Source organism: Bacillus sp. AFS002410 (assembly GCF_002556365.1).
In the GTDB taxonomy this organism is placed as follows: Bacteria; Bacillota; Bacilli; order Bacillales; family Bacillaceae_G; genus Gottfriedia.
The window spans coordinates 57,271-71,658 of sequence record NZ_NUEU01000088.1 but is presented as its reverse complement, the minus strand read 5'-3'; the positions used below and the strand labels follow the sequence as shown (position 1 = coordinate 71,658).

General features: G+C 34.5%; 13 protein-coding genes. 9 read left to right on the top strand and 4 right to left on the bottom strand.

Annotated features, from left to right (window positions below; all coding sequences use genetic code 11):
- Positions 1-23: 23 nt before the first annotated feature.
- From CN692_RS22485 to CN692_RS22475, 3 genes are all read right to left on the bottom strand, one after another.
- Positions 24-815: a hypothetical protein gene (locus CN692_RS22485; protein ID WP_098121359.1), complete on the bottom strand. Its 792-nt coding sequence runs from the start codon at positions 813-815 to the stop codon at positions 24-26.
- Between the two features lie 540 nt (positions 816-1,355).
- Complete coding sequence (bacA, locus tag CN692_RS22480; RefSeq protein ID WP_098121358.1) at positions 1,356-2,156, bottom strand: undecaprenyl-diphosphate phosphatase; 801 nt, start codon at positions 2,154-2,156, stop codon at positions 1,356-1,358.
- Positions 2,157-2,414: 258 nt separating this feature from the next.
- Entirely contained in the window at positions 2,415-2,582 is a 168-nt protein-coding gene (locus tag CN692_RS22475; protein ID WP_098121357.1) for a YycC family protein, read from the bottom strand.
- Between the two features lie 86 nt (positions 2,583-2,668).
- On the opposite strand from CN692_RS22475, the gene CN692_RS22470 reads away from it, so the two are divergent.
- Positions 2,669-3,403: a glycerophosphodiester phosphodiesterase gene (locus CN692_RS22470; protein WP_257144097.1), complete on the top strand. Its 735-nt coding sequence runs from the start codon at positions 2,669-2,671 to the stop codon at positions 3,401-3,403.
- Between the two features lie 88 nt (positions 3,404-3,491).
- Here the strand turns inward: CN692_RS22470 and CN692_RS22465 are convergent, their stop codons facing one another.
- Positions 3,492-3,740, bottom strand: a complete 249-nt coding sequence (locus CN692_RS22465; RefSeq protein WP_098121356.1) for a DUF2627 family protein — start codon at positions 3,738-3,740, stop codon at positions 3,492-3,494.
- A 188-nt stretch (positions 3,741-3,928) separates the two neighbouring features.
- Here CN692_RS22465 and CN692_RS22460 point away from each other — a divergent pair, with 188 nt between their 5' ends.
- The 8 genes from CN692_RS22460 to CN692_RS22425 all read left to right on the top strand — a co-directional run bounded on the left by CN692_RS22460 (position 3,929) and on the right by CN692_RS22425 (position 14,356).
- A complete protein-coding gene (locus tag CN692_RS22460) occupies positions 3,929-6,007 on the top strand; it encodes a sigma-54 interaction domain-containing protein (protein ID WP_098121355.1) in 2,079 nt (692 codons plus the stop codon).
- A 209-nt stretch (positions 6,008-6,216) separates the two neighbouring features.
- The gene (gene yqiS, locus CN692_RS22455) at positions 6,217-7,122 is read left to right on the top strand and encodes a phosphate butyryltransferase (RefSeq protein WP_098121354.1); all 906 of its coding nucleotides are present in this window, start codon (positions 6,217-6,219) and stop codon (positions 7,120-7,122) included.
- Positions 7,123-7,152: 30 nt separating this feature from the next.
- Positions 7,153-8,247, top strand: a complete 1,095-nt coding sequence (gene bcd / locus CN692_RS22450) for a branched-chain amino acid dehydrogenase (RefSeq protein WP_098121353.1) — start codon at positions 7,153-7,155, stop codon at positions 8,245-8,247.
- 116 nt (positions 8,248-8,363) lie between these two features.
- Positions 8,364-9,458, top strand: coding sequence for a butyrate kinase (gene buk / locus CN692_RS22445; RefSeq protein WP_098121352.1), 1,095 nt, complete (start codon positions 8,364-8,366; stop codon positions 9,456-9,458).
- 19 nt (positions 9,459-9,477) lie between these two features.
- Positions 9,478-10,899 carry a dihydrolipoyl dehydrogenase gene (lpdA, locus tag CN692_RS22440; protein ID WP_098121351.1) on the top strand — a complete coding sequence of 474 codons (1,422 nt, stop codon included), beginning with the start codon at positions 9,478-9,480 and terminating at the stop codon, positions 10,897-10,899.
- Positions 10,900-10,995: 96 nt separating this feature from the next.
- Positions 10,996-12,000 carry a thiamine pyrophosphate-dependent dehydrogenase E1 component subunit alpha gene (locus CN692_RS22435; protein ID WP_098121350.1) on the top strand — a complete coding sequence of 335 codons (1,005 nt, stop codon included), beginning with the start codon at positions 10,996-10,998 and terminating at the stop codon, positions 11,998-12,000.
- 16 nt (positions 12,001-12,016) lie between these two features.
- Positions 12,017-13,000: an alpha-ketoacid dehydrogenase subunit beta gene (locus CN692_RS22430; protein WP_098121349.1), complete on the top strand. Its 984-nt coding sequence runs from the start codon at positions 12,017-12,019 to the stop codon at positions 12,998-13,000.
- Between the two features lie 27 nt (positions 13,001-13,027).
- Positions 13,028-14,356: a dihydrolipoamide acetyltransferase family protein gene (locus CN692_RS22425; protein ID WP_098121348.1), complete on the top strand. Its 1,329-nt coding sequence runs from the start codon at positions 13,028-13,030 to the stop codon at positions 14,354-14,356.
- Positions 14,357-14,388: the final 32 nt, after the last annotated feature.

The window sequence follows — 14,388 nt, the reverse complement described above, 5'->3', positions numbered from 1 at the left end:
TAGACAACGTTTTCTTTTTAGTTTTATTTTTTGAATTTAGAATTTGAGTTTAAAGTGTTATTATTTATGATTGTTCCGTCCTCTTTTATAAAGATTGCTTTCCAATGATCTTTATTCGCTGATTCATAAAAAATCCGAACAAGAACAGGAAAATGTTTCACTTGAAGATATTTAGATAGATTATTGATTTTTTGAAGTTCTACATTCCGTTCATCCTCATTTGCTTTATACCAGTCTGTTTTCAAATAAATTGCTAATACATAATCAGGCTCAAACTCAGAGTCTTGAATCGTCCTAACTGAGGTTACATGAGGATTTTCTTCCTCTATTGAAAGTTCTTCCTCAAAAGAAATCGTTGAAGACGCATGATTTCCCATCCCATCTGAGTAAGTATTATCTAAAGGAATCGTCATACTAAAAAGCATATCTGCAAAAGCGAATCTTTTATAGTCTATATTAGGAAATAGGTTGTAAATGTATTCTCTGATTGGGTTTGCCCCTTTGGTTTGCCAATATTCATATGTGTATGAATCCTCATATGGACTAGATTCAGTAAAAGAGGGTTTAATATCAAATTGCAAATTTGGATTTGATGTGGGGGAGGCTGTAGCTTGGTACCCATTCTCTATGTCATATTTAATATTAACAGTAAAATCATCATGATATTTTTCGCTTAAATAAGTTTGTATTAATTGTTTTTCATGATATTTTCCCCAAGGCGTACCGTAAACAAACCAATAACCAGAAACTGATAAAACCAAACATATACAGATCAAAACAATCGTGAGAATGACGATAAATGTTCTTCTTTTCATCTATCCACGCCCTTTTTGACTTTTAATTTAAATATATCAATTAAACGTATTGTGAATGCTAAAAGAAAAACAATAGTTAGTTTTTTTACCAATAACAATACTTCATAAGAAAGTTAATATAAAATATGCTTTGCAAAATAAAAAACATGTGTTATAATATTTATTGCGCCACTGAAACATTAAGAAAAACGATATTATTACTACGGAAACTTGGAAGAAAATTGGACGTATTCCATGACGCGTCAGCTATTTCAACCTTATTTTAAATTTAGTAGTAGTGTCTGTTAGTGAAGATTGTTGTGAAACAAGCTGCCTAATGGAACGGCCCTGGAGCCGAATTGCGAAAGAGAGGTAGGGCTTTCGCCAATAGACAACAATTTTTAATTATAATTAACTAACATATATAAATAAAGGCTATTCGTATACGTTGTACGAATAGCCTTTTTCCATTTTAAAAAATAAAATTATGAGCTTAATTAAAATAAAAAAAGATAGGACCATACAATATGGTTGTCCTATCTTTTTTTATTTGTTGTCTTATTAGATAATAAATACGATTGTAAATACAATTGCAACGATGAAACGATAAACTGCAAAACCAGTTAGCTTTACTTTTTCTAATAATTTTAAGAATGAAACGATAGCAAGTAATGCAACTACGAAAGCAGTAATAAATCCAGTTGCAAACAGTGGTAAGTCTGAAGCACTTAAAATATCGATATTTTTTACAAGATCTAATCCACTTGCTGCGATCATCATAGGAACTGCTAGAATAAATGTAAATTCTGCAGAAGTTTTGCGATCTAGACCAAATAATAATCCCCCAACAATTGTTGAGCCTGAGCGTGAAAATCCTGGCCATAATGCTAACATTTGAAAGCAACCAATAATGAAAGCTTGCTTATATGAAATATGATCTAAATCAGATGATTTAGGTTGTTTAGAAACTTTTTCTGCAACAATTAATAGAATACCGCCTGCTACTAGTCCGATTACAACAGTTTTTGGTGAAAATAATACATCTTTAATAAAATCGTGGAATACAAGCCCAACAATCCCAGCTGGAATTGCACCGATAATGATATGTATTAAGTTTAAGTTAGTTTGTCGGTAACCGTCGGATTTAACACCAAGGACTGACCAAAGTCGTTTCCAGAAAACAACAACTACTGCTAAAATTGAACCAAGTTGTACAATAACTTCGAAAAATGAAGCTTTTTCACCAGTGAATTTTAATAAATCAGCAACTAAAATCATATGACCAGTTGAAGAAACGGGCAAGAATTCAGTTAAACCTTCAACCATACCCATGATAAAACCAATTAACCAATCAGGTAACATTTAAAAATACCTCCATAAATACTTGTCTTTAAAATATACACAATACTTAACATTTTACTTGAAAATTAAGTAATATGAAAGGAAGTTTAAATTAAAATTACCTTATATTTGTTAATTATTTGTATGATTTTACTCAATTTAATGATAAATGTAATTTTTATGAGATAAATTATGTGAGTAAAGTGCAAAAAAAAGAAGGTGAAAAAATTCTACCTTCTTAGTAACTGTAAAATGAATAAAATTTACTAAACAATTTTTTTATTTCTTTTCTTGATCTTCAGATGTTTCATTGTTATTAGTTAAATCCAATTCCATCAACTTTTTCATTAATATATGCTGTGGCATATGCATAACTTGTTCTAAAGGAACATTTAATTTTTTTGATAATAATATTGCCGTTTCAGGCGAAATTTGTAATGGTCGCATAATGTACCTCCTTAGTAGTTTCGTAAAATTAGTATACAATAAGAAAAAGAAGAAAGTACATATTTTCTCCAAGGGGGAATTTTAAAGTGGTCGATATTATTGGTCATAGAGGGGCAGCAGGAACCTATCCAGAAAATACAATGGTTTCTTTTATGGCATGTGAGGATTTAGGAGCAGATGGAATTGAATTAGACGTACACTTAACAAAAGATGGTGAAATTGTTGTTATACATGATGAGACAATTAATCGTACAACAAACGGAAAAGGTTTCGTTAAAGACTATACTTTAGCTGAATTAAAGCAATTTGATGCTAGTTATCGATTTAAACGGCAATTTAAAGGTTGTACAATTCCGACATTAATAGAAGTGTTTGAGTGGGCAAGGGGGAATAGTTTCAGTATTAATGTGGAACTAAAAAACGATAAGATTGAATATCACGGGCTAGAAGAACGAGTTATAAATTTAATCCGTTCATATGAATATGAAAAAAGAATCGTTTTATCATCTTTTAATCATAAAAGTATGCTTAAATTCCACTTAATGGCGCCAGATATTGAAACAGCAGTTCTATATAATAGAAGAAGTAAAGAACCATGGAAACTTGCTGAAGATTTTAAAGCAAGAGCAGTTCATCCGAATTATCGAATTATTACTGATGAACAAATCAAAAAGACGATGGAACATCAAATAGCAGTTAGGCCGTATACGATCAATGAGCCGGATGTAATGAAACGTTTAATTGAAATCAATTGTACGGGGATTATTACGGACTTTCCAGAAATAGCGTTCAAAATTCGAAGTCAGTTTCTAAGTAAATAAAAAAAGTGCTTACTTTATAGTGAGCACTTTCTTTGCATTTCTACTTGCATCCTGCAGTGGAAATTAACTATTCATTTTTATAAGCGGATTATCTTTTTAAAAATTTACCTTGAACTTTGTTTCGTTTTCGATCCCTGAATAATACAAAGCTTCCAACTAAATAAAAACCGACACCTAAAGAAACAATTCCGATTAGTAATTGCAATGGAATATTAGGAATACCAAAAGAATGAATTAAAAAAACCGAGTCGCGAAGTAATTTAATGCCGATAACTGCTAAAGCTATTGGTACAACAATCACAACGAATGCTAACATACGTGTAAATGATTCTTTCATGTTAATTAATTCCTCCGATTAATAATAACAATATATAATAAAATTACATAATTCTCTTTCTTCATAATCTTATACAAGTATAGTGTTGTCAAGACTAATAAAACTTTTGAAATAGACGAAAGAATAACTTTATAGATATAATAGTCTAATGTGTTTAATAATTTGTTGAAATTAGTAGGTGAACTAAGATGAAACAAAACGTAATGATTGTCGGAATGGGAACTGGTGGAACAGCTGTATTAAAGCTTTTGTCACATTCTGATTTATTTCATGTAGTTGCAGTAGTAGATATGATAAAAGAGGCTAAAGGGTTAGAATTTGCTAAAAGCTTAAATATACCAATACTAAAGGATTGGAAAGCTAATTTAACCGAGGATATTCATGTAGTAATTAATACAACTGGAGATGAAGCGATTTATCAGGAATTAATCGAACATAAAGCTAATCAAACTTTAGTTATTCCAGGTTCAGTTGCAAAAATGATTTCTGATCTTGTTCAAGAAAAAGAATCGCTTTTTAATTTAATTAATAATAAAAAAAGGCAGCAGGAATTAATTTTAGATAATACTCATGATGGAATGATTGTCGTAGATAAATGGGGTAAAGTTCTTTTATTTAATCGATCAGCAGAAAGAATGTTGCATACTGATAAAGATGATGCAATTGGTAGGTATATATTAGATGTAGTACCGACTAGTAAATTGCCAAGAGTGCTTCAAACGAAAAAAAAGGAAATTAATCAAGAGCACATATTAATTAATGGTAGCAAAATTTTTACGACGCGTATTCCAATATTCCGTGAAGATGGAGAACTTGAAGGTGCTATTTCTGTTTTTAAAGATGATACTGAAGTGCTAGATTTAGCTGAAGAAGTGACAAATTTAAAAGAAGTGTATAGCATGCTTGAAGCAGTCATTCAAAGTTCAGATGAAGCGATTTCAGTTGTGGATGAAAAAGGTAATGGAATTATTATTAATCCTGCATACACGAGATTAACTGGATTATCAAGTGAACAAGTTTTAGGTAAACATGCAACGATTGATATTAATGAAGGAGAAAGTGTTCACGTAAAAGTATTAAAAACAAAGCAGGCTGTTCGTGGAGTGCGAATGAAAGTCGGAAAACAAAACCGAGATGTATTGGTTAATGTAGCACCTGTAATCGTTGATGGGAAATTAAAAGGAAGTGTTGGAGTAATCCATGATGTTTCCGAAATTTCTCAGTTAACAAATGAGTTACATAGAGCACGACAAATTATTAGAACGTTAGAAGCTAAATATTCATTTGAGGATATAGCAGGTGATTCTGAAGGTATTCGATTAGCAATTATGCAGGCTAAATTAGCTGCGAGTACTCCTGCTACAGTTTTGCTGCGCGGAGAATCAGGTACAGGAAAAGAATTGTTTGCTCACGCGATCCATAATGAAAGCGATCGCAAATATAATAAATTTGTTCGCGTTAATTGTGCTGCCATTTCAGAAACTTTATTAGAAAGTGAATTATTTGGATATGAAGAAGGTGCTTTTTCGGGAGCGAAACGTGGTGGAAAAAGAGGACTATTTGAAGAAGCTAATAATGGTAGTATTTTCTTAGATGAAATTGGAGAATTATCACCTGCTATGCAAGCCAAACTATTAAGGGTCCTACAAGAAAAAGAAATTAGACGTGTAGGTGGGACAAAGTCTATACCGATAAACGTGCGTGTGATTGCTGCGACGAATGTTCATTTGGAGGAAGCAATCATTGATGGAAAGTTTCGTGAGGATCTTTATTACCGATTGAATAAACTTCCTATTATTATTCCTGCACTAAAGGATCGAATAGAAGATATTTTACCAATTGGTGAGAGGCTCCTTTCGAAAATTAATCAAGACTACGGGCGTAATGTTGAAGGAGTCTCAATATCAGCATTAAATAAATTAAACAGTTACAATTGGCCTGGGAATGTACGGGAATTGGAAAATGTGTTGGGAAGAGCAGTTATTTTTATGAAGTTTAACGAAAAACAAATTTTACCTGAACATTTATCAGCGATTGTACAAGTTAAAAATGATGTTCAATCTGCTGAACCAAACGAAACTGTACATTTTGAAGAAATAAGCTCCCTTGATGAAATGGTCATAAATTATGAAGGTGCAATCATTGAAAAGATATTACTAAAGAATAATGGCAATAAGACAAAGTCTGCAAAAGAGCTTGGGATATCGGTTAGAAATTTGTATTATAAATTAGAGAAATACCACACTGCAAAAAATAGCACGCAATAATTTGCGTGCTATGAATATTTTTGCATACAATTACTGTCATTTTTCAAAATATTGTTGTAGAATAGATTTTGTGGGTGTTACTAGTACCTGGTACTATAACGTTGGAAATGTAAGGCTTTTCAACTATTTTTAAAAAAGTTCCATCCTTTTTGAAAAGTTGGCACGCTAATTGCTTTATATAGTGCGAGGGGATGAAAGGAAGGGCTTCAATGAATTTAAAAGATATAATGATACTCGCGAAAAGTCATTCAATGCAAACAGTAGCTGTTGCAGTAGCTGAAGATTTTGAAGTAAAAGAAGCAGTTTCGTTAGCATTAGATAATGACTTAGCAAAATTTTTACTTTTCGGAAATGAGCAGACCATCTATGAAATGTATGAAGATTTATTAAAAAATGAACAATTTGCAGAAAAACTAACAATCGTTCATTCTAATACAAATAAAGAGGCTGCTAAAAATGCAGTTGTAGCTGTTCGCTCTGGCGAAGCTTCAATTGTAATGAAAGGTAATCTTTCATCTTCAGTTCTTCTGAAAGAAGTGTTGAATAAAGAATATGGCTTAAGAGATAAAGGTGTTTTATCACATGTAGCAATATTCGATGTACCAGGTAGAGAAAATGCAGTCATCGTAACGGATGCTGCAATGAACATTGCACCTACACTAGATCAAAAGGTGAAAATTGTTGAAAACAGTGTTGAAATTGCAAGGAAAGTAGGAATCGAAACCCCTAAGGTTGCTGTACTAGCAGCTGTTGAAGTAGTAAATCCTGCGATGCAAGTTACACTAGATGCAGCATCACTAACTGTCATGAATACAAGAGGACAAATTAAAAATTGTATTATTGATGGACCATTAGCGCTTGATAATGCCATTTCTGTTGAAGCAGCTGAACATAAAGGTTTAACTGGAGAAGTAGCTGGGCGAGCTGATATTTTATTAGTGCCAACAATAGAAACTGGAAATATTCTATATAAATCTTTAGTCTTTATGGCTAACGCAGAAGTGGCTGCACTAATTGCTGGAGCTAAGGCACCGATTGTTTTAACTTCGCGTTCTGATTCAGCAATGACAAAGTTATATTCATTAGCATTAGCTATATGTAATTCTAAAAAATAAACTTACACATTTTAAGGGAGCTGTTATTACATGGAAATCTTCAAATACTTAGAAACTTACGATTATGAGCAAGTAGTTTTCTGCCAAGACAAAGAATCAGGATTAAAAGCGATTATCGCTATTCATGATACAACTTTAGGTCCAGCTTTAGGCGGAACTAGAATGTGGACTTACGAATCAGAAGAAGCTGCAATTGAAGATGCTCTACGTTTAGCAAAAGGTATGACTTATAAAAATGCTGCTGCTGGCTTAAACTTAGGTGGAGGAAAAACAGTAATCATCGGTGATCCACGTAAAGATAAAAACGAAGCAATGTTCCGTGCATTTGGACGTTATATTCAAGGCTTAAATGGTCGTTATATTACTGCTGAGGACGTAGGTACTACTGTTGCTGACATGGATTTAATACACGAGGAAACTGATTATGTAACAGGTATTTCACCTTCATTCGGTTCTTCAGGTAACCCATCTCCAGTTACTGCATTTGGTGTATACCGTGGTATGAAAGCTGCTGCAAAAGAAGCATTTGGTACTGACAGCTTAGAAGGTAAAAAAATTGCGATCCAAGGTGTTGGTAATGTTGCATACAGCCTATGCGAATACTTACATGAAGAAGGCGCACAATTAATCGTTACTGATATTAATAAAGAAGCAGTACAACGTGCGGTAGAAGCATTTGGAGCTACAGCAGTAGATCCTGATGATATTTACGCTGTTGAATGTGATATTTACGCTCCATGTGCATTAGGTGCGACTATTAACGACAAAACAATTCCGTTATTAAAAGCGAAAGTTATTGCAGGTTCTGCAAATAACCAATTAAAAGAAACTCGTCATGGTGATTTAATCCATGAATTAGGAATCGTTTATGCTCCTGACTACGTAATCAATTCAGGTGGAGTAATTAACGTTGCTGATGAGTTATACGGATATAACTACGACCGTGCAATGAAAAAAGTTGAAGGCTTATATGATAACATTGCAAAAGTTATCGAAATTTCAAAACGTGATGGTATTCCAACATATTTAGCTGCTGATCGTTTAGCTGAAGAACGTATTGCTACAATGGCAAAATCTCGTAGCCAATTCTTATCTAATGGTCACAACATCTTAAGCAGAAGATAATTAACTGATTTAAAAAATTCCTTTATTTTTTAGATGGAAAGAAAGAGTAGAGTAATAAAAGCTCTTTCTTTCTAGTTATAAAGGTAAGGTAAACTTAGAAGGGAGAGTGTTGACAAATGCATCGTATTTTAGTAATTAATCCTGGCAGCACATCCACAAAGGTTGGTGTATTTGATGATGAAAAACCAATTTTTGAACAAACAATACGCCATGACGATGAAGAAGTAAATAAATATAAAACAATAATTGATCAATATGAATTTAGAAAAAATGTTATTTTAGAGGTTTTACACAAAGAAGGAATTAACATTTCTAAATTAAGTGCTGTATGTGGTCGAGGTGGACTACTTAGACCAATCGAAGGTGGAACTTATGCAGTAAATGAAATCATGTTAGAAGATTTGAAAATTGGCTTTAGTGGTCAGCATGCATCAAATCTTGGCGGGATCATTGCCAATGAAATTGCACAAGGGTTAAACATTCCAGCATTTATCGTTGATCCAGTAGTTGTTGATGAGTTAGAACCAGTAGCAAGAATCAGCGGACAATCACTTATGGAAAGAAGAAGTGTTTTCCATGCATTAAACCAAAAGGCTGTTGCACGAAAAGTGTCAAAACAGTTAGAACAGCCATATAACGATATAAACCTTATTATTGCCCATATGGGTGGCGGGGTGAGCGTTGGTGCTCATAAAAAAGGACGTGTTATTGACGTTAATAACGGTTTAGATGGTGAAGGTCCATTCAGCCCAGAACGTGCTGGAACTGTCCCAATCGGTGATTTAATAAAACTTTGTTTCTCTGGTGACTACTATATTAACGAAGTTCAAAAAATGATGGTTGGTCAAGGTGGATTAGTGAGCTATCTTGGTACTGCAGATGCAATTAAGGTAGAAAACATGATTGAAGATGGCGATCAAAAAGCCGCTTTAGTATATGAAGCAATGGCTTATCAAGTTGCTAAAGAAATTGGTAGTGCTGCAGCAGTACTTGAAGGCGATATTGATGCAATTATCTTAACAGGTGGAATTGCTTATAGTGATTTTATTGTTAATGAAATTACAAAAAGAGTTAAATGGATGTCACGTGTAATTGTTTTACCAGGTGAAAATGAACTTCAAGCTCTTTGTGAAGGTGCACTTCGAGTACTTCGAGAAGAAGAAGAAGCAAAAATCTATCCTGGAGAAAATGCAGTTAAATCTTTAGTATAAATGTGAGGAGAATTTCATCATGGCAACAGAATATGATTTAGTCGTACTCGGTGGCGGTACAGGTGGCTACGTAGCTGCTATTCGTGCTTCTCAATTAGGATTAAAAGTAGCAGTAGTAGAAAAAAATAAATTAGGTGGAACTTGCTTACATGCAGGTTGTATTCCAAGTAAAGCATTACTTCGTAGTGCTGAAGTTTTTTCAACTGCTAAGAAAAGTGAAGAGTTTGGTGTTGAAACATCAGGAGTAACTTTAAATTTTAGTAAAGTACAACAAAGAAAAGAAAATATCGTTGCCGGTCTTCATAAAGGTGTAGAACACTTAATGAAACAAGGTAAAATCGATGTATACAGTGGTTTAGGACGTATTTTAGGACCTTCAATTTTCTCTCCAATGCCTGGAACAATTTCTGTGGAAATGAACGATGGTAGCGAGAATGAAATGTTAATCCCTAAAAACGTATTAGTCGCAACTGGTTCAAGACCAAAGTCTTTACCTGGTTTAACAATTGATGGTGAGCATGTAATGTCATCTGATGAGGCGTTAAAAATGGAGTCTCTACCCGAGTCAATTATTATTGTTGGTGGCGGTGTAATCGGTATTGAGTGGGCTTCAATGTTAGCAGATTTTGGTGTTGAGGTAACAGTAATCGAGTATAGTAAAACTATTTTACCTTTAGAAGACGAAGAAATTTCTAAAGAAATGACAAGATTATTAAAGAAAAAAGGAATCAAATTAGTTACTGATGCAAAAGTTTTAGCTGAAACTTTAGTGATCGATAATGGCGTAAGAATTAATGCGCTTCATAAAGATACTGAAAAATCATTCACTGCTGAAAAAATGTTAGTATCAGTTGGTCGTCAAGCAAATGTTGAAGGAATCGGCTTAGAAAATACTGACATCGTAGTTGAAAATGGTTTTATCCAAACAAATGATTTCTACCAAACAAAAGAATCTCATATTTATGCGATTGGTGATGTAATTGGTGGTTTACAATTAGCTCATGTTGCTTCAAGAGAAGGTACGATTGCGGTTGAGCATATTGTAGGCAAAACGCCACTTCCATTAGATCCAACTATGGTTAGTAAATGTGTATATAGTAATCCAGAGGTTGCATCAGTTGGTTTAACTGAGCGTGAAGCAAAAGATAAAGGTTATAAAGTTAAAAAAGGTAAATTCTCTTTCCGTGCAATTGGTAAAGCATTAGTATATGGTGAACATGACGGATTCGTAAAAATAATTGTTGATGAAGAGACAAATGACCTTTTAGGTGTTCACATGATTGGACCACATGTTACTGATATGATTTCTGAAGCTGGATTAGCTCGAGTTTTAGACGCAACTGCATGGGAAATCTCTCATACAATTCATCCACATCCTTCGTTATCTGAAGCGATTGGTGAAGCAGCACTTGCTGTTGAAGGATTAGCAATTCATTCTTAATAAACTTTTGAAAAGTAGGGAACTATTCTCTACTTTTCATCTCAAAATATGATTTAAACGCTTCCACATTTTTTAAGTGGTAAAAGGGGGATATTTATGGAAAAGGTTACAACTACAAACCGTCATGAACAACTTGGTTTATCAAATGATGACGTTTTAAGTATGTATGAAACAATGCTTTTAGCACGTCGAATTGATGAGCGTATGTGGTTATTAAATCGTGCTGGTAAAATTCCGTTCGTTATTTCTTGTCAAGGTCAAGAAGCAGCGCAAGTTGGTGCAGCTTATGCATTAGATAATACTAAAGACTATGTATTACCATATTACCGTGATATGGGTATTGTTTTACAATTCGGAATGACAGCAAAAGAATTAATGCTTTCTGGTTTTGCAAAAGCTGAAGATCCAAACTCTGGTGGCCGTCAAATGCCAGGTCACTTCGGACAAAAGAAAAACCGTATCGTTACAGGTTCTTCACCAGTTACAACGCAAGTACCTCATGCAGTAGGTGTAGCATTAGCTGGTAAAATGGAAGGTAAAGATATTGTATCATGGGTTTCTTTTGGTGAAGGTTCTTCAAACCAAGGTGATTTCCATGAAGGTGCTAACTTTGCTGGTGTACATAAGTTACCAGTAATTTTCATGTGTGAAAATAACAAATATGCAATCTCAGTACCGATTGAGAAACAATTAGCATGTGAAAATGTATCTGATCGTGCAATCGGATATGGTATGCCTGGTTTTACTGTTGATGGAAATGATCCATTAGAAGTTTACCGTGTAACAAAAGATGCAGCTGACCGTGCTCGTCGTGGTGAAGGTCCAACATTGATTGAAGCTGTATCATACCGATTAACTGCTCACTCAAGTGATGATGATGATCGTGTTTACCGTTCTCGTGAAGAAGTAGAAGAAGCAAAAAGTAAAGATTGCTTATTTACATTTGCTAAATACCTTCATGAAGTTGGTGCCTTAACTGAAGAAATAGAAAAAGAAATGGATACAAAAATCCGTGCAATCGTTGACGAAGCAACTGATTACGCAGAAAACGCTCCATATGCAGCGCCTGAGCATGCAATGAAGTTTGTTTACGAAGAATAAGAGGGGGTAGGACAATATGGCAGTAATGTCTTATATAGATGCAGTAACTTTAGCGTTAAAAGAAGAAATGGAACGCGATCCAAAAGTATTCGTATTAGGGGAAGACGTTGGATTAAAAGGTGGAGTATTTAAAGCGACTAATGGTCTTTATGATCAATTCGGTGAAGACCGTGTTTTAGATACGCCACTTGCAGAATCTGCAATTGCAGGTGTAGGTATTGGTGCTGCAATGTACGGACTTAGACCAGTAGCTGAAATGCAATTCGCTGATTTTATTATGCCTGCAGTAAACCAAATTATTTCTGAGGCATCAAGAATTCGTTACCGTTCAAACAATGACTGGACTTGTCCTATTACAATCCGTGCTCCTTATGGTGGTGGCGTACACGGTGCACTTTACCACTCTCAATCAGTTGAGAAGGTATTTGCAGGTCAACCTGGTTTAAAAATTGTAATGCCATCTACTCCTTATGATGTTAAAGGATTATTAAAAGCGGCAATTCGTGATAACGACCCAGTAATATTCTTTGAACACAAACGTGCTTATCGTTTAATTAAAGGTGAAGTACCTGAAACTGATTATGTACTTCCAATTGGTAAAGCTGATGTAAAACGTGAAGGTGAAGATATTACAATCATCACTTACGGATTATGTGTACATTTTGCTCTTCAAGCAGCTGAAAAATTAGCTCAAGATGGCATTTCAACACATGTTTTAGATTTACGTACAATTTATCCATTAGATAAAGAATCTATTATCGAAGCTGCTGCTAAAACAGGAAAAGTTTTATTAGTAACTGAAGATAATAAAGAAGGAAGCATTATGAGCGAAGTAGCAGCGATTATTGCTGAAAATTGCTTATTTGATTTAGATGCTCCAATCGCTCGTCTTGCTGGCCCTGATGTTCCAGCAATGCCTTATTCACCTACAATGGAAAAATTCTTTATGGTTAATCCAGATAAAGTGGAAAAAGCGGCTAGAGAACTTGCAGCATTTTAATGGCACTGTTTGAAAAAGGGGGACATAATGATGATCGAAAATATTAAAATGCCTCAATTAGGTGAAAGCGTAACAGAAGGTACAATTAGTAGTTGGTTAGTAAAAGTAGGGGACCATGTAAATAAATACGATCCTCTTGCTGAAGTTATGACAGATAAAGTTAACGCAGAAGTACCATCTTCATTTACTGGCGTAATCAAAGAATTAATCGCAAATGATGGCGACACTTTAGCAGTTGGAGAAATCATTTGTACAATTGAAGTAGAAGGCGCTTCAGGTGAAGTAGCTGCTACTACAATTGAAGAAAAACCAGCTGAAAAAGTTGCACCTGCAGCACCAGTAGCACCAGTTCAAACACCAGTAGCTGCTGCACCTGCGCAAACTATTTCTAAAACAGATGAATCTGGTAAAGTACGTTTTTCACCAGCTGTACTTCGTATAGCACAAGAAAATAACCTTGATCTTTCACTAATTCCTGGTACAGGAAACAATGGTCGAGTTACTCGAAAAGACGTATTAAATGCAATTGCTAATGGTGTTCCTCAAGCGGCACCAGCTCCAGTTGTAGCTCAAACTCCAGTTCAACCAGTTGTAGCACAAACTGCTCCTGCTGTTGAAGTAGCTAAAGCACCAGCTCCTGTTATTCCTACAGCAGTTGGCGATATTGAGATTCCTGTTACAGGCGTACGTAAAGCAATTGCTGCAAATATGTTACGTAGTAAGCACGAAGCTCCACATGCTTGGATGATGATCGAAGTTGATGTAACAAATTTAGTTAATTACAGAAACAGCCTTAAAGACTCATTCAAACAAAAAGAAGGCTTCTCTTTAACATTCTTCGCATTCTTTGTTAAAGCAGTAGCTCAAGCACTTAAAGAATACCCTATGATTAATTCAATGTGGGCTGGCGACAAAATCATCCAAAAGAAAGATATTAACTTATCAATCGCTGTTGCAACTGATGATGCATTATTCGTACCAGTAATCAAAAATGCTGATGAGAAAACAATCAAAGGTATTGCACGCGAAATTACTGAACTTGCTACAAAAGTTCGTACTGGTAAATTAAAATCAGACGAAATGCAAGGTGGTACATTCACAGTTAATAACACTGGATCATTTGGAAGTGTACAAAGCGCAGGAATCATTAACTATCCACAAGCTGCAATTTTACAAATTGAAAGCATCGTAAAACGTCCAGCCGTTGTAAACGGAATGATTGGCGTACGCGATATGGTTAACCTATGCTTATCACTTGATCACCGTGTTCTTGACGGATTCATTTGTGGTAAATTCTTAGGAAGAGTAAAAGAAATCCTAGAAAACACAACAAAAGAAAATACAAGTGTGTATTAATAGATAAATTAAAGAGATTGTCCTTTAGGGGC

Bases quoted from the DNA above. Each gene is read 5' to 3' on its own strand.
- CN692_RS22430 (WP_098121349.1), top strand. From the start codon at position 12,017: ATGGCAGTAATGTCTTATATAGATGCAGTAACTTTAGCGTTAAAAGAA.
- buk (WP_098121352.1), top strand. From the start codon at position 8,364: ATGCATCGTATTTTAGTAATTAATCCTGGCAGCACATCCACAAAGGTT.
- CN692_RS22465 (WP_098121356.1), bottom strand. From the start codon at position 3,740: ATGAAAGAATCATTTACACGTATGTTAGCATTCGTTGTGATTGTTGTA.
- lpdA (WP_098121351.1), top strand. From the start codon at position 9,478: ATGGCAACAGAATATGATTTAGTCGTACTCGGTGGCGGTACAGGTGGC.
- yqiS (WP_098121354.1), top strand. From the start codon at position 6,217: ATGAATTTAAAAGATATAATGATACTCGCGAAAAGTCATTCAATGCAA.
- bacA (WP_098121358.1), bottom strand. From the start codon at position 2,156: ATGTTACCTGATTGGTTAATTGGTTTTATCATGGGTATGGTTGAAGGT.
- CN692_RS22475 (WP_098121357.1), bottom strand. From the start codon at position 2,582: ATGCGACCATTACAAATTTCGCCTGAAACGGCAATATTATTATCAAAA.
- CN692_RS22435 (WP_098121350.1), top strand. From the start codon at position 10,996: ATGGAAAAGGTTACAACTACAAACCGTCATGAACAACTTGGTTTATCA.
- CN692_RS22425 (WP_098121348.1), top strand. From the start codon at position 13,028: ATGATGATCGAAAATATTAAAATGCCTCAATTAGGTGAAAGCGTAACA.
- CN692_RS22460 (WP_098121355.1), top strand. From the start codon at position 3,929: ATGAAACAAAACGTAATGATTGTCGGAATGGGAACTGGTGGAACAGCT.
- bcd (WP_098121353.1), top strand. From the start codon at position 7,153: ATGGAAATCTTCAAATACTTAGAAACTTACGATTATGAGCAAGTAGTT.
- CN692_RS22485 (WP_098121359.1), bottom strand. From the start codon at position 815: ATGAAAAGAAGAACATTTATCGTCATTCTCACGATTGTTTTGATCTGT.